The sequence below is a fragment of the Methanosarcina spelaei genome (assembly GCF_002287235.1).
Classification (GTDB): domain Archaea; phylum Halobacteriota; class Methanosarcinia; order Methanosarcinales; family Methanosarcinaceae; genus Methanosarcina; species Methanosarcina spelaei.
Map to the genome: position 1 here is coordinate 1 of NZ_LMVP01000555.1, position 18,055 is coordinate 18,055.

Consider the following 18,055-nt stretch of genomic DNA (forward strand, 5'->3'; position numbering starts at 1 on the left):
AGGAAAAAGACATTGGCTTCATGTAGCTTCTACTGACAAATACACCTGTTATTTTACTCATGCAAAAAGAGGATCCGAAGCTATTGATGCTATGGGAATTCTTCCAGAGTTTAAAGGGGTAGCAGTTCACGATGGATGGAAACCTTACAACAGTTATAATTGTGATCATGCTCTTTGCAATGTTCATCTCCAGAGAGAACTTACTGGAATTGAAGAGAATTATAAACAGCAATGGGCTAAAGATATGAATGAGCTGTTGTCTGAAATGAAAAAGTATGCTGATGAGTGTAAAGAGCAGGTCAAAAATCTAGATTTTGAACAAGTTAAGGCATTAGAAAAAAGGTTCAATGCTGTAGTCGCGAAAGGAATTGAAGAAAATCCACCTTCTTTAAATCCTGAAAAACGAGGAAAACGTGGTAAGAATCCAAAAACCAAAGCAAGGAATCTGCTTGATAGGTTTATAGAACATAAAGACAAGATTCTGAGATTCCTGACAGACTTGAAAGTTCCGTTTGAGAATAATCAAGCAGAAAGAGATGTCAGGATGATGAAGCTACAGCAGAAAATATCAGGAACTTTCAGAACTGCACGAGGAGCGGAAGCTTTCTGCAGAATTAGAGCATATATTTCAACAATAAGAAAGAATGGTTTACCTGTTTTAGAGGGTATTCTCGCGGCGCTCAATGGAGCGCCGCTAACTATACCCTGAATAGTTACTTTTGATTTTTTAATAGATGGTTAAAAACGGAATGGAATGAGAGTTTTGGAGAGATTACCTGTACAAGATTCTAGAATACTAATAAAAATATAGAAATAATTAGATATGGAAATTAATAGAGTTGTTAAACAACAGGAGTCCCAAAATTGATTTCAACAGATTAAAATAGGCTAAACAGACTAAAATAGGCTATGTAGATAGTTCTTCAAGGTTGTTCAATCACAAAGACGAAGTCTTAAATTTATATACGAACTTCATGCCACAAGAGAACAATGCCAACCCAATCCCAACATAAAAGAACCCTATGTCAAAAGCTGGCAAAAGACCAAATTTCCGAATAATAATTCCACCTAATATCATTACTACCATAATCAGGTATGACTTTCTATCAAAAAATTCCATAATAAACATTTTCTTTCTATTATCTTTACTTATTCGAGTCGTGTGCTTCTCAACTAATTTAGAGAAAATGAAAAAATAAAATACCGAAAATACCGAAGCAGCTAAAAAAACACTAAAAATATATCTTCCTTGACTTATAAAATATGGCAATCCAGTCTCTATTACCATTGTTCCAGCAAACATCCAAACAATGCCTGCAATCAAAATTAAATATTTATTAGGAATCAGTGATTTCTGTTTTAGGTTGTTGCTCATATTGACTATTTAACCTGTATTCATGACATAAAAACTTATAGTATTATGGCTCTGTAGAACTTACTTTTTAACCGAAACTGCATATATAACATGTATGCATGTGGATAATCCATCTGCACTTATCTGTATCTTGTGGTTTGTAATCAAAAAATGGAATTTCAACAGCAAACTCCAATTACTGAAACGCCAACTACCTACATTGATTCTAAAGTATGTAAGAAACGAACTTTTTGAAAGTCACGGAAAGCATGGAAAATACGGAAATAAGTAGTAAAGGCGTGGTTCTTCTATGCTTTCCGTAATTTCTGTGATTTCCGGATTTCCGCAATTTTCGTGGCTGTAAATCCAGATACAATCACTCTACGAACGGCTGCGTTTTCCGTGTTACAGAACTTTGCGACTTTAAAATAATATATTACGCCATAAACTGTAATTGTTTTTTTATTATGTGTCTATTTAAGAATCTATGTACTGGAACTGGCAGCTTTTCTCAGAACTTCTGTCGCAAAAGGTGCTTTTTCGTCGGTGCAACTCATTAGTTCTGCAGCGTAATCACAGTATTTCCTGTAGAAACTAAGCTCATCTCTCATCCCAGGCAAGTCTAGATTTCCTATATTCTGGACTTCTTTTAATGCTTCTGCAAGGTATTGAACAGCTTCAAAAAGCTGTTTCTTGCCCTTGGAGTTTTCAATTACGGCTTTGGCTTCTTCCAGATATTTGTTCACTTCGTCTTTAGCGTCCTGTCTTTTGAAAATTATTGTATAGAATGAACGATAAAAAGGAAGACAAAACTGAGCAGGATTATCACAAGATGCTTCCTTTGCTGCGGTTTCGAAAAATTTTATCGCCTTTTCTAATTCTTTTTTGTAATTTTCCTCGGTCTCAGCCTTGGAAGCCATGAATATCGAAACTCTTCCAAGAGAATGATTTGAGTAGGATCTTACAGAACTGTTTTGATCATTGGTCAGTTTAAGTAAATCATTCCATACCTGTTGCTTATCTGAAAAATAGGAAAACGCAGAACCAAGAGCATATGCAACACTGGACCTAACTTCATGGTCTTTATTATTAGTCAGTCTAAGTACACTATTCAACGCCTGTTGTTTATCCGTCACCTGAGAAAACGCAGATTCAAGAGCTAAGGTAGCACTTATCCTCACGAAAATGTTTTCATCGTTGATCAGTCTATGCATGTCACTCCATGCCTGTTGTTTATCCGGTACTTGAGAAAACGTAGAACCAAGAGCTTCGGCAGCACTAGACCTCACTAGCCAGTTTTCATCATTAGTTAGTCTAAATAAATCATTCCATGCCTGTTGCTTATCCGGCACTTGAGTAAATGCAAAATCAAGACCTTTGGAAGCACTAGACCTGACATCATGATCCTTATTATTGATTAGTCTAAGTAAATCGTTCCATGCCTGTTGCTTATCTGGTACGTCAGAAAATGCAGAATCAAGAGTTCTGACAGCACTAGACCTGACATCATGATCCTTATCATTGATCAGTTTAAGTAAGTCATTCCATGCCTGTTGTTTATCTTTTTCGTCATTGGTCAGTCTAAGTAAGTCATTCCATGCCTGTTGCTTATCTGATATGTCAGAAAATGCAGAATCCAGAGCTTTGACAGCACTATCCCTTACATAACTGTCTTCATCACTGGTCAGTCTATGCAAGTCATTCCATGCCTGTTGTTTATCCGGCATGAAAGAGAAGAAATTCTTTAATTCCTCTAGTGCATGCATACGCTCTTTGGGGTCATTGCTTAGACATTGATTGTGAATTTTCTCCTGGTCGACCAACTGCCAAACACCATAAATATAATAAAAGTCAATGTTTAAAAATTTTCCTGATCGGCTTTAGAGAATAAAGAGCGTAGATTAATTTATATTGCTTTCTTCATCAACGACTACATATGTAAATCAATAAAAACATAGTATCAAGCGGTACTTTTAAAACAGAAATTAGAGTGAGTAAATCTATGCACTCTAGAGTATATCCTATGAATCTAAAGTTTATCATTTAGAATATAGGTGATATAAAACATATGCCTCGAAGATCCCGCAGGGATCAACTTAATTAGTTAGAAAATATATAGTATAAAACGACAGGGTATCCTGTAAACTTCGAACATCAGTAGTGTAGCGGTCATCACCGGGCGTTGCCAACGCTCGAACCCGGGTTCGAATCCCGGCTGATGTATTTTCCGAATTCTGTCACCCGAGTCCCGTCACCCGAGTCCCGTCTCGGGAGGACGGTGCCCTTTTCGCTCACTCCGTTCGCTCAAGAGGGCTGAGTTATAGGCTAGACAAATTGATTTTTAACTCACTCAGAAACTTATTTACCCAAATTTTGCATCAGGTCACTTAGTAAATGTGATCACAAGCCTTTTTTAAAAAGGCTTGAGCGCAAACTTTTTTAAAAAAAGTTTGATCAAAAATCCCTAGTAACAGTGTGATCACAACCCTTTTTAAAAAATGCTTGAGCACATACCTTTTCAGAAAAGCTTTGATCGAAAACGAGATAACGTTTGGATTTGAAAAACTTATCCCCAAACCCTATAGGCGTGATCAACCGGCGCAACGGTTGCGGGTCAGCGGTTGCGGGTCAACGGTTGCGACATATGAGGAAATAGGAGATTGTTTAAAACAAAATTAAAAAAGATAAGCAGCTTTGAAGGCTGCTTAAAGTTAAAACTTATTTTAAATTGAGTACTTTTTACCTTCTTCTCAGAATCTGATACACAGCACCAATGACTCCGATTGCTACTGCAGATTCAAAACCCGGGATAGAACTCTTGCCAGAAGGTTTTTCTTCATCAGCTGCAGGGTTCGATACAGTTTTTTCTGTGGTTGGAGTAGTGGTGTCTGTTTCTTTTGAAGGTTTCAGTTCCGTACTTTTACTGGGTACTACAATTGTGAAGGGTCCGAAACCCGGAGTCTTGGACTCAAAGAAGACATAGGTGTCGTCACCACCAACCCCTTTGGTTTCAAGTTTGCTCCAGGCTTTGTTATTATAGTTCCAGAGAGTTACAGACGTATTATCAGCTCCGCAATTCTTAAGCCAGTTCTTTTCAACTCTGAAGCCTACAACTGCGTTTGCGATATTATTTGAGTTTGCAATTCCTCCGGAACCTACCCAGATGTTCACGTTCTTATAAATCGTACCTTCCGGCAGGCCCGAAACCAGCTTGGACTGTTCTTTCAGCATTTCGACAATAGTAGTGACTTTTCCCATACTCTTTTTGGCATCAAACTCCACATACCTTATGCAGGTTGCACCCTGTGGGAACTCGAACCTTACGCGCTCCCCAGAGGTAACAGATTTTTTAGACAGTTCTTTGGCCGCGACATTGCTCTGAGGCTCGGCAGAAGCGCCGCCTCCGCCGCCTCCACCGCCTCCGCCGCCTCCACCAGAATCGTCGTCGTCATCTTCTTGGGAGACACTATTACTAACAATGATGGAACAGTCTGCAGGAAGGATAGTAGATTCGGTTTTATTGATGTCTCTTAAAAGTCCTACAATTTTGTACGTACCGGTTGTTTCCGGAGATTTCAGGGTGTAACTGAAACTCGTTTCTGTCATGAGCAGGAAAGAAACTTCACTACCATTTACAGTTACAGCTCTTTCAGGCAGGGTAGAACTAACAAGTGTAAAGCCAGCAGGAAGCTTTTCAAGTACCTGCCCGGCAGCACCGTAGTTAGCTACATTGACTGTTACCTTGAACTCCTGATTGGGACTAACTGAAATAGAAGAGAAAGTCCTTTCTGCACTGCATGCAGAAGCCGGAACAGTAACTAAAGCCAGGGCCAGGAGCAGTATAACAACAAATTTTAACTCAGGCCGTTTCATATCCGATCCCACCCATCAGCAAAATACGCACCCAGAACTGCATATTTGATTCCGCTGGATACATTGTTATTGTGTACAAGAGCCGCAATTTCTTCAGGAGAGAAGACCCCGTCAGAACCTCCAAACGTTGTTGCGAGTTGATTTTCTTTTAGTATAGTTATAGAAATTTTATCCTTATCTACAACACTGTTTCCCGAAGGGTTAGAAGCCCTGAATTCGAACTTGAACTCACCTGGTATAGTACTGACTATATTACAGGTATACTGATCTCCAGTTCCTAAATTCAATGGAACCACGCCATGTTCTATGGAGGTGAGGTTGAGAGTCACTGATTTGATTCCAGAGTCATCTACAACCTTTGCCGTGACAGTCGAGAAGTCCTTTCCATCATTCAGGATGTATATTGGGGATGCGGATAAACTTTGTATTTCAGGAGGTATAAAGTCTCCATTGAATGTCAGGTCAAGTTTAACTGGCACATTTCCGTGTTTATAGACCACGGAAACAGGTTCGGATTCAATACCACCCAGCTTGAAGGTTATAGCTTTTCCGTTATCTTTCTCGGTACTGTTAACTGTTATCTTGTACTCACCAATCTCTTTAATAGTGTTAGAGCCAACAAGCTTTGAATCTATGTATGCAGAGATTACGAGTCCGGGACCCGCATGTGCAGCATCTCCTTTCAGATTTCCTTCAAACGCATTGGGGATAGAAGGAATAGTAGAAGAACTGCTGGCAGATGCGGCCGGAACAAGGAACATGCCAAGTACCAGAATAACCAGGCATAATAAAATTCTTAAATGTTTGTCCTTGATCGTCATCGTGTCACCTTGAAATTTTACCATTAGTTATGTAGACTTTTTTCGAAAAAGGCCTTCAGGGATTCCTTCTAGATCCCCTCCCGAAATTTGATCCGAAAACAAGCAGAAGTATGCCTGTAACCGCATAGACAATAAGGAAACCTGGAGCACTTTCTGATTTAAGTGAACTTTTGGAAGAATCTGCTGCCTCTTTAGCCTCAGAACTTTCGCTTGAACTTTTTGAATTTACCATGTTCGGTTCAGGGACTGAACTTTCAACGGCATCGGCTTCGGAATCCTCTAAGGAAATTCCATGCTCTTTATTATCTGTCAAAGATTCTGAACCCGTTTTTAAGTTCGAGTTACTATTCGAGTTACTGTTTGAATTGCTATTCAAATTATTGTTTGAATTATTGTTTGAATTACTGTTTGAATTGCTATCTGAATTGCTATTTGAATTGCTATTTGAATTGCTATTTGAATTGCTATTTGAATTGCTATTTGAATTACTTTTAGCAGTCTCGGAATAGACTGCCTTACCATCAGGTAGCTCAAGGGTAACTATAACTCCGGATTCCCAGGCAACACTGCTTGCAGCATCTTTTCCGTCCACTTTAAAAGTAATCATTTTTCCTTCATCTTCAGCTGTACCAGGAATAAAGAGAGAGTAATTTCCTGAGGAAGTATTTGCGAGAAACTCTGTTCCATTAAGGTAAGCTGCAACAACAGTTCCATCAGGAGCAGGCTTGCCATCAATGAGAGTAACTCCTGTTACTGTCATTGGAAGCATCGGGGGGGATGGAGGGACGTCTGCTGCTGCAATACAACCCTGGGAGAAAGCCAGGAAAAACAACAGTAGTACAGATATTCCCAAAAAGCCATTTTTTAATTTGTTATTCATTGTAGACCTCCAATTAGATGTGAACACAACAAAAAGAAAAAGAACTATTCAGCCTGAAGAGACTGAACAGTCAATTGTTTTCGAAATTATACACCTTCCATACCCGAGTAGTCGGACATAATATCCGGTTTGTACGAGTTTTCAATGGATGCATATGTACCCTTATCCTTCATGAAGATCCAGTAACCCTGTCCTGGAACCATGCAGACATCGGTCTGAAGTGCTCCAACTGGTCTCGGATCAGCACTACTCAGATACTGCATAGTACTTTCGTTACCCATGAGATCTGAAACGCTAGGAATTATGCCACCCCAACCTTCACCGGGATCATAAGTCATGAGGTTAGAGAACTTGTAGTCTCCTAGAGCCTCAAAATCATTGAGCGAAGACAGAGTTGTGGACCAGGGTGCATAATACGAAGATGTATGCCCTATCATGTTCCATCCGGCACAGAGCTCAAGAGAAGAAGGCGCATAAGGACTGGTACTGTTAGATGACATTCCCTTGAACTTGACATTGGTCATGAGAGGCTCTGCGGTATAGACCCAGTAACCCTTGCACGGTTCAATGTCATCAGGGAATTGCCAGCATGACCCGTCCCAGTAGAGTACTGTGCTGTCCTTGCCAAAGACATCTTCAGAACAGTCATCTACAAGTGCCTTCGGCACGGATTTCAGGTTCCAGCCATCCTCAAGCGTGAGAGTCATATCTTCATATGTCCTTACAGGTCCACACATTGAGAATTTAGAGTTATAATTGCTGGCGTTGTCCCGAGCAATTACAGCCACCCAGTAGTCTTTGCCGTAAATGAGGTCTTTTCCGTCGATTGCCTCAATGCACAGGCTTGTAACGCTTGAATTTTCAAGTTTCTGGTTTGGAGTCTGTGAGCCATCTGTGTGAGTCTCTAATCCGGTTGTGTTTACCATTTGCATATCCTCAATACAGCCTGGCTTAGATGAGCTGATATAAACCTCATAAGGCATATTGGCAAGATCACTGTCAGTGTTCGCGTTCCAGCTAACCATCAGCCCTGGATAATCATTTACATACTGCCAGAAAGTTTGACCAAGTGCATCTTCAACATTCAGGTTTGCCACACAAGCCGGAGCAACACTGTCAACTGAGAAAGAATGCGTATCAGGCTGGTAAGTTCTGCCACTTGTACAGTCGGTGATAATTACTGTCCAGTTTTTGTTCGTTCCATCTTTTACCGAAGCTGTTACTGAATAGTTGTCTTCACCGAGAGTAAAGTCACCAAGATCGCAGTTTTCGTCATCATCGCAGCATGCCAGATCCTCATCTTTCTGGTTACAGCTTGCATCTACTTCCTTGCCGTCAATGAGAAGCTTGTAGTTGAAAGGTAGACCTGCCCCTTCCCCATTCCGTCCTTGAACAGTGAAGGTAAATGCCGGTTTTGCTGGAACATATCCGCCGCTCGGAGACTCGAGATTAACTACAAACCCATCAAGGCTAACATAGAAATCCCGAACTTCACTTGTAGCTTTGTTTCCAGCTCCGTCTTCAACATAAACCGACCAGTTGTGAGCACCGTCATCAAGTTCAAGTTCCTTAACTATGGATTCTCCGGATTTTGCACTCCCGGAAAACTCATTCCAAGGATAAGAATATCCAGAGAAGTTTTCAGCAAGTTGCCCATCTATATACAGCTGGTATGAGAGGTCAAGATCACTATATTGAGTAGCTAAAGCATCATTACAAGTGAAGTTGAACTCAGTAGCACCTATTAACTCTTTGTAGCAATCTTGAGGGGAAGTAAGTATTACACTGGGACATTTAGTGTCCACATATAGAGACCGAGATCCAGTTGTGTGTGTGTTTCCATAACTGTCCCTGGTTTTAATTTCCCATGTGTACAGACCATCACTCAAATCATACTCAAATTGCTTATATTGCCCAGAGGTTATGACCCCGCTACTCTTCTGAACGCCATTGAGATAGAAAGTGTAGGTAAGTTGACCTCCAGACTGACCGTATGTGTCGTATGCAGTGAAGTTAAAGTCGACACATTTTTTGGCAGCAAATTCGGAGCTAGGAGTAACTACCGATATATACGGGTCCCCAACGTTAAACTCGTCAGGGAAAGATTCGTCGCCCAGCAGATTACCATCATCGTCAAAGCCAGATATGTCTATATCCAGCGGACCGCTTATATCCTCCGGAATATCAAAGTCATAAGCAAAGGTGTCATCATCTATTTCTGTCATCGGATAATCAGTCACGAAATCAGCGCCTACCAAGTTTGCATTACTAGCTCCGGGCAAACTATCGCCAATCGATATATTGGCATGATCAACAGGCATACTGAAATTCGCGAGGACACGTATAACGTCTCCAGGCCTGAGAGTGCCGGTTCCGTTATGTGTGACAAAGATGTCTAAGTAACCGTGAGGATCAAACACAAATGCGTTAGGATCTGCTAAAGGTTTACCATCCAGCAGCATAGCTCCGTTTGCATCAGATGCGTTTATATCTACACTGAGATTACCTCTTATTATGTCCAGTGGAATGACATAATTATAAGTAAAGGAGTTATCATCGACATCCAATGGGTCCATCAATGCATTAACTAATGGTGAACCAGTTTTGTTGGTAATCAATATACTGGCATTAGCAACCGATTCATTGAAATCGACAATGACATTTACAATATCTCCCGGTATAACATTGGTTTTGTTGTAGGTGACATTAATGTTTGAATTGCCTTCAGGATCAAGTTCAAATGCATCAGAATCTGAAAGGAATTCATCGGCACCCAGCATATTAGTCCCATTGGCGTCAAATGGAGATATCTTTACACCCAAAGGACCGTCATTTAGTATAGCCTCTGGAATCTCATAATCAAAACCAAAGGAATCAGCATCTATTTTTGTCATCAGCGCCTCAGTCCCTAAATCTGAACCAGAGTCATTGGTAAATGATATATTGGCGTGATCGACAGAGTTATTGAAATCGGCCATGATATTTACAACGTCTCCAGGCCTGAAAGGACCGGTTTCGTTGTAAGTAACATTAGCACTCATATTTCCTATATCAAAATGTATTGGTTCTGCAAATGCGTATCCTATCCCTGATAAAAGGAATATAACGAATATCGCACTGAATTGTATCAATTTTTGTTTCATATTTTACACCTAGATTCCGCAAATATCCAATTTTTATTCCAGTTTAAACATCATAGATCTTTGTTAATAATATTCTTAAGTTAAAGATATAGCAGATCCCAGCTATTTAAACGATTTAGACAAACAGTAAATTAATATAGGCATAGTTAGAGGTTTTTAATTTAAATAAATTAATACTGTTTGTTTACTGTAAATTAGATTTTACCCCTATTTGGTAACCCAACCCCCTCTATATAATTAAATTGATATTTAAACTGATTTTTTTGTTTGTTCGGTTGACAAGAAACCCAACGCTTCTCCGAAATCGTTTTTGGTAGAAGTGGGGTAACATTTAATCCTGATGCGGCAAGTACTAACTTTTCTGTTCTTGCTGCTCAGGGAAGCTGATAATCCTGTTTTTGTGTCAGTGTTGACAGACAACCCTAAACATTAGACACGTACCCGCTATCGAAAGGCGAAAACTTTTAGTGAGCTAAATTTCCACCGACTGTAAGATGTAAATTTTAATGCTGGGCACATATCTTCGTATATTATCTTAGGATGATAATATAGCTAAGATTACACTATAACTGATATAAATCTTTCTGACAGAATAGAATAATTAAATTTAATTAGTGCTAAAAAAGAATCTAATGTGTATTAATAGTAACTCTTTGGATTTTATATAGGATTATTGATTTTTTTTAGAAATTTTGGCTTATTTTTATACATGACTCACACTTTTAAGCACGAAACGTATGTAAAAATCGGACTTAGGTGTAGAGATTTATAGATTAAAAAATTTTGTTTTGAAAAACATTTAAGAAACTTTTCAAGTTGGGAACAAAGAAACCCACTGATCGAAAGAAGTAACATTATTTTTATTAAAATCAAAGCTGACAAACTTAAAGTGTGAAAAATACATAGCTTAATAAAAACATTTTTATGCGAAAAGGATGGGGGTATTAAAATTCGATACACTTTCCAGAACTCTACTGAATTTCCAGTCCAAAGAGACTTTATTCAGGATTTGCAGGCTTTTATAGCGATTTCAAAGGAAGTTATACCTCTGGAAAAATCAGCTATTACAATAAAAAATGAAAATCGAGAAAAGTATGCAGCCTTTGAAGAAAGGGTTGAGGAAATAGACCTATTTGATAAGGAAATGAGGGACTGTGTTGAAACCCACACAGCCGGAGTAGATGTAGCTGAACTTCTTGAGATCAAAGAGAAAATTCTTGAGACCTCTTCAAGTCTGGCATTGACAAAGAAAAATGAAAAATTTGCCGAACTCGACAAGGAGAACAAACTGGACTTAATGGAAATGCAGCAGCTTGATACAAGGATACTCTCAGTCCTTGGTCCCTTTTTTGAAGACAGCATCTATGGAGCCCAAAATATGTGTTATGCTTTCATAGAAGATAAAGCACTGAGGGGGAAACAGGTGGGTCTTGTTGACAACCTGCAGTACGAGTTTGACCTTTCTTTCACACAAGACACCTTAAAGGTAAAAGACCTGGAAAACCTGACTTTGCCTATATGGTCTAAGAGCGGGATTTTATCCAGAGAGGAGAAAGTAAAGAAACTAGATGTCTCCGACTTCTATATAAAGAACATTAAGTCTGAGAAAAATAGCCTGGAAGCCGTACTTGAAGACAAGGATGAGGAAAACAGGTTCAACATTTCTTCGGATGAGAAAGCTTTCCTAATTATGCATAGAAATTACGAAATCACACAAGATAAAGAACTCGCTGCTGCATTAAACAGGGACTTGGTCAGTGCGTTTATAACAAAGCTAAAGGGATTTTTCACCCAATTCGTAGGATCGAAAAGGCTTATTAATATCACACTTGACGGGAAAAACGCAATTGAAGAAAACAGAATTTTTGACTGCTTGAAACTAGTTGCTTCCATATATGGAAGACTGGTAACGGAGTGCCTTGAAAAAGGATATACTGAAGGGGAGATTACCATCAAGATCGAAGAACCTGGCGGAACGAGGACAGAGAAATACCTTGAAAAGTCGGAAATTGCGAGAGAGCTGTCAACTATTGGAAAGGAAGGGGAAGAACTGGCTATGCTCCTGGGAGTTAAATAGGCCTGAGAAAAGATAGGCAGGCAAAGGAGAGATCCTGTTATTACAAGCCCGGGTTAGTGTTGAGTTCTGAAGCGTTACCATACCAAAAGCTCAAGAGGCTCCAAATTGACGAAGGCTTGAATAGCTCAGAAAGCAGTAAGCACCTTAAAAGTATAGTGACAACCGCCTCAAACCAAAAAGGTTCAAATGTCCTAACAATTTTACTTTCCAAATTTAAGAGTCTAATTACTCTTATTTCACTTTTGCAGCCGGACTATCTTTCTTAGAAATGCTACGATACTGTGTATCGTTATAACCATCATCCTTATCAGCAGTTTACTTTGCTTCTGACAGAAAGGAGCTACAGATGATTTCAAAAACTGCTTATTGCAATCGAGGTGAAGGCAACCGTATTAAGAGATGAGAGAGAAAAGAAAGTCCAGTGGAACATATCTTAATGACTAACAGATCTTGCTAACTGATTTATTAACTGATTTAGTAACTAATTTATTAACTGATTTATTAACTGATTTTCCTTAGAGGACCATAACCACGGATATCATTGATAATAGCTGGTTGAAGAACCATAACGTTGGGACATAAATTTCACCCGCAAGTTTACGACGGTATTTGACTATACAGGTTAGGTCTTTGACTATCCGACCTTGTATACTCCGCTTCTTCTACCATCGGACATAATAGGACAATTAAGAACATAATAATTTATAAAATTCATTACTTAGGCGTCAATGATAGTCACAGTAATAAGGAGCAGGAAATCCTTATTCAGAAGCAAATCCGAAAGATATCTACTGGTAGCTACTATGCTCATTGTAGTCCTTACTCTTTGCTTCCCGTTAACTCCTTTTGTAGAGCTCTTTGAGTTTAAACCTCTTCTTATAAAGGTTATTTTAATTATCGTAGCTATAATAAGACTTTAATCTCCATGGTTGAGATAGTCGAGAATTTATGTAAAAAGGTAAAGTTTTGAGAGTTACCTGTACTGACAGCTATACTGACAGGAGAAAACCCGGTTTACCTTGAAGTTACTCTGACTTGTCTTCATCATAACCTTTCCCATCCGGTAGAAAAGGAGTGAAGATAACTATCGTAAATAGCAACAAAAAAGTTCCGTACATTTTGGTCGTCGCCTCAAACGTAGCATAGAAAACGAAAATCACAATCATGACCCAGACAATGAAACTAAGCTGAAGAGCAATTTTTACTCTATATATATTTTCCGCGCTTTTGCTCAACAAAATCCCCCTCAAAGAATCCCCTCCGAAATCCTAAGTAAAAATAATTCTCGATTGGATAAATAGGTGTTTGTTTTAAAGAAAGCTCTAGAGATATCGAAAAATATGAATTTGAAAAAAATCTTTAAAGAATCTTCAGGGACCACCGTAAACCCCGAACTAGTGGAAGTTAAAGGCTTTAAGTTACCATTATTTGACATCATGCAGCATGAATCCAACTTTAAAAACCTGGTAACTTGACTCCATAATCTTATAGTTGGGTATACAAATAACGGCTCTGCAAAAACTCTGTAATAAAGGATTTTCGGCTCTGTAGAAACTTTGAAATAAAAGATTTTCGGCTCTAGAAATCCTCTATAATAAAGGGTTTTCATTAATTTGAACTCACTAACTTTGACATGTTTTCACCTATCTATTTCAGCCCATTATAGCTGATTTAGATAGGTTTTCTACAGGCCCAAATAACAAATCAGTAATTAAAGTTTAAAAGACTATTAAATCTCAATAAACCGGAGCAACTTATTTCCGTCACTTACGCGCCTGAGAAAGTCTTCTCTATCAGTGTAGGGGATTCCGGCAACTATTGAGTCCGCAGATTTCCTGCCAAGCCCTGGAAGCTCTCTAATGAGATTATGAGAAGCGGTGTTAATATACAGAGGATAAGGTATGCCGGTAATCGAACGCATTCCATGACCTGTGACAGTAACATCAGTAGCTTTCCGCAAAGGCAGAAAAGCGGGAATTCCAACTAGCAAAGGGTATGAACCAAGCTGCCTCCCGAAAGTAATTTCTTTTTCGTGTATTTCACACATTACATCCCTGAGTATAGTACCTTCAGGCACTACACGCCGTAACATTGGAAGGTCAATGTTCTTCCTTACCCGTACCTTGTAGTCCAGAAAGAGCTTCTTATGCTTTCTTGCAGCTTCGTCTTTTCCGTAAATTGGGGTTCCGGGAAAAGCCATGACCTGACGGATATTGATTCTGCGAAGTAGCAGTCCAGAATCGAGTACTTCATTCAGGAAATCGTAATTGAGCTGGAAAGTTTTCTTGGTCTCGCCCATTAATCCATGCACAAAATTAATCCCCGGAAGGATTTCGGGAAGCCCGTTTGCTCCTCGAACAGCTCCACGTCTATTTACAAGTTTGATTGCTTCAAAGACTTCTTCAGGGGTTGCCTTAAGGGAATTAGCTTCAATTACTGCCCTGTCAGCGCTCTCCATTCCAAAAGCTGCTACATCCCCTGCTGTATGATATTTAATTATAGTCTTCAGAATCTGTTCAGATTCTTCAGGATAAGTTGCAAGCGTAATCGGGTTTGCATTGTCCATATGGAGCACAGACAGTTCCGGAGCCGAATTTCGGATTCCTCTGTAGAGCCTTTCAATAGCATCTGGATCAGGTTTTGGAACAGGCCCTCCAGCGTCCTTACCGTGATAGGAAAAAAGGTCCGGCTGCCTGCCTATTCTGAAATAGCGGGCTCCGTAGGAGTAAAGGGTGGATACTTCCAAAATTACGTCCTCAATAAGTCGGTAGTCAGAAGCCCCGTAAAAAGGCTCTGTGCAGAAAGAACAATGAACCTGTCTACCGCAACCCCTGTATGTCTCAAGCTCACACATGCAGTAAGGATAATCAGGGTGCTGCCTGATCAAAAAAGCTCCCCTGGGACCCCAGCGCCCGATTTCGGCTGTTGTCCTGAAACGATGTTCTACAGTCTCAGGATTTTGGAGCCTAGCAGGAGTACTTCCGATAATATCATCCTTAAAAAGATCATAGACAAAAGCCTCGAGATCCATTCTGGCAAGTACCGCATCTGAGAAGTTTATTCCATCTTCAGCATCTTTTGCAGCCCTTCCGCCTTCCCCACTGAAACCAAGCCTTATAGGCCCGCCTATAACTTTTAACCCATGTGACACTCGAAAAATTGTCTCGATTTCCCTGAGTGTAATTGGTGAAGCGCGAAGATATTTACCTGGCACCGTCATACCTGCTATAATGATAACAATGTCTGCTTTTCCTGTAAGTTCCCCTGCTCCAGGAGGGTTTTCTCGGAGGGTGTCAATGGTCAGGTAGTGAATGTCATTTTCGGAAAGCCCGCGTTCTCTAAGAGCGCCTGCTATATAACGCGGATAAGGAGAAAGGTAGGGAGGAACCCCAAGACAGGCAGGTTCATCCACATAGCCATCTATAATAAGTGCTTTCATGTTAATTCTTGTTTCCTTTGATTGATAAAAGTATACAGTCCAGTCAGATATAAGTTACAGGTGAATTACAAGTAAGTTCAGGTAGTCATAGGTAAACTACGGATAAACTGTAGATAACACCAAAATTTCCGCTCTCACCACTGTTTTCTTTGTCGGTACGGTTATGAAATTCAAGCTTTTCCTGATACTTAATCCATTGTAAAAATGTCAGAAGCTGTGAAAGGCATCTATGCAAGAGGTAAAGAAAATAGATACACAGAAACAAAAATACTAGTTAATATATAAGAGAATAAAAATTCAAAAAATAATTAGGGCCGGGACCGAGAATCGAACTCGGGTCGTAGCCTCCACAGGGCCACAGGATGGACCTCTACCCTACCCCGGCCACAGGGGTTTGGCACTTCAGATTGAAGCAAGCTATAGAAGGAGTTTTTTTATATAAAGTTTTTGCCGAAAAGAGCAGGAGACTCTTCTCAGGAAAAGAAAAGCTTCTGCTTTCCGGCTCTCAATACGCACAAATTCGGCTAAAAGTTCTTTCTGGATCGATATCAGAGTTCTTTAAGCTTTTCAAGGGCAAGCTTTGCAGCCTTTTCTCCCGAGAGAAGCATGCCTCCGAAAACCGGGCCCATTCTTGGGGAGCAGGTTGCGGCATTTGCAGCCATACCCGCAACTATCAGGCCCGGATAAATTTCCCTGGTTGCATCAACAGCCAGGCGCTCGCCAACCTCTGACCACATCGGTTTTTCTCCAAGCTTTCCGAGGTTTCCGATTTTTGCATTGGGAATTTTCCTGAGAATTGTATTGCAGACAACAGCTTCATGCCCTGTCCCGTCAATTACGAATTTTGTACGGATCATGAGAGGGTCGACATGCAATCGCTGTGCCGTGACGGGTCCCCAGTTTATAACGATTCCGGTAACCTTATCGTTTTCTCGAATCATAACGTCCTCAAAGCTCACAAGGTTGAAAACCTCAGCCCCAGCTGAAGTCGCACCAGCAATAAGTTTCCCGACAGACTCTACAGAATTTGCCACATAGTACCCGGGCTGGTATTCTTTATACCTGATCCCGAAATCATCAAGGATGCGGCAGGCCTCTTTCTGTACAACGATACGTGGGAACATCATGCCTCCAGCCCACATGCCGCCCCCGAGCGATAACTTTTGTTCGTAAATGGCAACCTTTGCCCCTGCCTCTGCAAGATACTTTGCAGCTACCAGGTTTGCAGGACCTCCTCCTATAAGTGCCACATCAACTTCCGTGTAGTCAAGAAAGGTCTTAGAGTACTCATCAAAAATTGCCCGTGTGATTATGACTTCGTCAAGTTCCATTTTAATCTCTCGTAAAGCTTCTAAAGTTAAAAGCCCGGAAAACAACCCGGCCTTATAAGGAACAAATCAGGAATTACAAACCCAAATTTGTCGTCGTTAAAATTGACATTTTGATTATAGGCATTACTTTTAAAGTTGTTGGAATCGGCAGAGAGAAGAGCAGCAATTCAGAGAGAAATTACTTTGTTAAATTATACGACACTATAATATTGAAATTTTTTAATTTATTCCCGTAAAATTTCTGTAAATTTATGCATGACAATTTTAGAACTTAAATTGAAGACTTCACACGCAAAATTAGGATGAATTCGCCCTCTGAGTAAAAGTGTTATTACACAACCTTTGGGCCGCAACCGTTGCGCCGGTTGATCACGCCGTTGCGACGTTTTAGATTTAGCAGTGATTTTCGGTCAAGCCTTTTTTGAAAAGGCTTGTGATCACGCTAACTAGGTGTTCCGAAATGAAATTTTGGTAAATTTGCCTTCCTGAGTGAGTTAAAAATCAATTTATCTAGCCTATAACTCAGCCCTCTTGAGCGAACGGAGTGAGCGAAAAGGGCACCGTCCTCCCGAGACGGGACTCGGGTGACAGAACTCGGGAGGTAAAAAGGTTGATAACATGATAATTAATTATACAGCGCCATTAGTGATTATATCGTACTATTGAAAGAATTGATTGCTTCAAGGATTAAAATTCCAGCAGTTGTGTAAATCATTAAAAAGTACCATGGTAAAATATTATTTTTTGTTTCATCCTTCAAAAACAGATAAAATATAAAAATCCATATAGGTGAATATTTAGATGCAAAATCAAGCTCAATATGAAATATGTTTTCGGGTATAATAACGAGTACTAATGTGCAGGTTGCAGCTACTAAAGATAATTTTACACCATCAGCTAGAGACATTATATTAAATAACCTGCTATATTGCATAATTGTTTGTTTTTATATAAATTATTTTTATAATTTTCTGTTAATTATATATCCAATAGCCAAAAGGAAAAACAAATAACGAAAATTATTCAGTTGAAGCTCAAAGTTGTGCTGGCGCACTCCGCAGCAAGCTGCGAGGTATTCAACTGAAATCAAAGTTGCGCTGGCGCACCCCGCTGCAAGCAACGGGGTATGTCCGCGCC

Annotated in this window: 12 protein-coding genes and 2 tRNA genes; 3 read left to right on the top strand and 11 right to left on the bottom strand. The window is 39.9% G+C overall.

From position 1 onward, the window contains the following. A partial coding sequence (gene tnpC, locus ASJ81_RS21620; protein WP_141241597.1) for an IS66 family transposase occupies positions 1-709 on the top strand: 709 nt, incomplete at its 5' end. Between the two features lie 228 nt (positions 710-937). On the opposite strand, the gene ASJ81_RS21625 is transcribed toward tnpC, so the two are convergent. Beyond that, entirely contained in the window at positions 938-1,375 is a 438-nt protein-coding gene (locus tag ASJ81_RS21625; protein ID WP_095646181.1) for a hypothetical protein, read from the bottom strand. Between the two features lie 464 nt (positions 1,376-1,839). Beyond that, the gene (locus ASJ81_RS21630) at positions 1,840-3,177 is read right to left on the bottom strand and encodes a HEAT repeat domain-containing protein (protein WP_095646182.1); all 1,338 of its coding nucleotides are present in this window, start codon (positions 3,175-3,177) and stop codon (positions 1,840-1,842) included. Positions 3,178-3,505: 328 nt separating this feature from the next. Here ASJ81_RS21630 and ASJ81_RS21635 point away from each other — a divergent pair. After that, positions 3,506-3,577 (top strand) — tRNA-Gly (locus tag ASJ81_RS21635). Between the two features lie 516 nt (positions 3,578-4,093). Here the strand turns inward: ASJ81_RS21635 and ASJ81_RS21640 are convergent. From ASJ81_RS21640 to ASJ81_RS21655, 4 genes are all read right to left on the bottom strand, one after another. Beyond that, positions 4,094-5,227, bottom strand: a complete 1,134-nt coding sequence (locus ASJ81_RS21640; RefSeq protein ID WP_095646183.1) for a PGF-pre-PGF domain-containing protein — start codon at positions 5,225-5,227, stop codon at positions 4,094-4,096. After that, entirely contained in the window at positions 5,224-6,048 is an 825-nt protein-coding gene (locus tag ASJ81_RS21645) for a hypothetical protein (protein ID WP_095646184.1), read from the bottom strand. The genes ASJ81_RS21640 and ASJ81_RS21645 overlap by 4 nt, the downstream gene beginning before the upstream one ends. Before the next feature lie 55 nt (positions 6,049-6,103). Next, positions 6,104-6,928 carry a hypothetical protein gene (locus tag ASJ81_RS21650; protein ID WP_095646185.1) on the bottom strand — a complete coding sequence of 275 codons (825 nt, stop codon included), beginning with the start codon at positions 6,926-6,928 and terminating at the stop codon, positions 6,104-6,106. An 86-nt stretch (positions 6,929-7,014) separates the two neighbouring features. Next, positions 7,015-10,071: a hypothetical protein gene (locus ASJ81_RS21655; protein WP_095646186.1), complete on the bottom strand. Its 3,057-nt coding sequence runs from the start codon at positions 10,069-10,071 to the stop codon at positions 7,015-7,017. A 1,009-nt stretch (positions 10,072-11,080) separates the two neighbouring features. Between ASJ81_RS21655 and ASJ81_RS21660 the strand changes: the two genes are divergently transcribed. Beyond that, positions 11,081-12,148 carry a hypothetical protein gene (locus ASJ81_RS21660; RefSeq protein ID WP_245860447.1) on the top strand — a complete coding sequence of 356 codons (1,068 nt, stop codon included), beginning with the start codon at positions 11,081-11,083 and terminating at the stop codon, positions 12,146-12,148. 1,025 nt (positions 12,149-13,173) lie between these two features. Here the strand turns inward: ASJ81_RS21660 and ASJ81_RS21665 are convergent. The 5 genes from ASJ81_RS21665 to ASJ81_RS21685 all read right to left on the bottom strand — a co-directional run bounded on the left by ASJ81_RS21665 (position 13,174) and on the right by ASJ81_RS21685 (position 17,825). Then, positions 13,174-13,383, bottom strand: coding sequence for a hypothetical protein (locus tag ASJ81_RS21665; protein WP_245860448.1), 210 nt, complete (start codon positions 13,381-13,383; stop codon positions 13,174-13,176). A gap of 494 nt (positions 13,384-13,877) precedes the next feature. Then, on the bottom strand, positions 13,878-15,587 hold the full coding sequence (locus tag ASJ81_RS21670; RefSeq protein ID WP_095646188.1) for a radical SAM protein: 1,710 nt from the start codon (positions 15,585-15,587) through the stop codon (positions 13,878-13,880). Positions 15,588-15,899: 312 nt separating this feature from the next. Continuing rightward, positions 15,900-15,972 (bottom strand) — tRNA-His (locus ASJ81_RS21675). A 163-nt stretch (positions 15,973-16,135) separates the two neighbouring features. Then, positions 16,136-16,918 carry a sulfide-dependent adenosine diphosphate thiazole synthase gene (locus tag ASJ81_RS21680; RefSeq protein ID WP_095646189.1) on the bottom strand — a complete coding sequence of 261 codons (783 nt, stop codon included), beginning with the start codon at positions 16,916-16,918 and terminating at the stop codon, positions 16,136-16,138. A gap of 649 nt (positions 16,919-17,567) precedes the next feature. Further along, the gene (locus ASJ81_RS21685; RefSeq protein WP_095646190.1) at positions 17,568-17,825 is read right to left on the bottom strand and encodes a hypothetical protein; all 258 of its coding nucleotides are present in this window, start codon (positions 17,823-17,825) and stop codon (positions 17,568-17,570) included. Positions 17,826-18,055 lie beyond the last annotated feature (230 nt).

Excerpts from the sequence above, each read along its gene's own strand:
- ASJ81_RS21670 (WP_095646188.1), bottom strand. The coding sequence starts at position 15,587 with ATGAAAGCACTTATTATAGATGGCTATGTGGATGAACCTGCCTGTCTT.
- ASJ81_RS21640 (WP_095646183.1), bottom strand. The coding sequence starts at position 5,227 with ATGAAACGGCCTGAGTTAAAATTTGTTGTTATACTGCTCCTGGCCCTG.
- ASJ81_RS21625 (WP_095646181.1), bottom strand. The coding sequence starts at position 1,375 with ATGAGCAACAACCTAAAACAGAAATCACTGATTCCTAATAAATATTTA.
- ASJ81_RS21685 (WP_095646190.1), bottom strand. The coding sequence starts at position 17,825 with ATGTCTCTAGCTGATGGTGTAAAATTATCTTTAGTAGCTGCAACCTGC.
- ASJ81_RS21645 (WP_095646184.1), bottom strand. The coding sequence starts at position 6,048 with ATGACGATCAAGGACAAACATTTAAGAATTTTATTATGCCTGGTTATT.
- ASJ81_RS21680 (WP_095646189.1), bottom strand. The coding sequence starts at position 16,918 with ATGGAACTTGACGAAGTCATAATCACACGGGCAATTTTTGATGAGTAC.
- ASJ81_RS21650 (WP_095646185.1), bottom strand. The coding sequence starts at position 6,928 with ATGAATAACAAATTAAAAAATGGCTTTTTGGGAATATCTGTACTACTG.
- ASJ81_RS21655 (WP_095646186.1), bottom strand. The coding sequence starts at position 10,071 with ATGAAACAAAAATTGATACAATTCAGTGCGATATTCGTTATATTCCTT.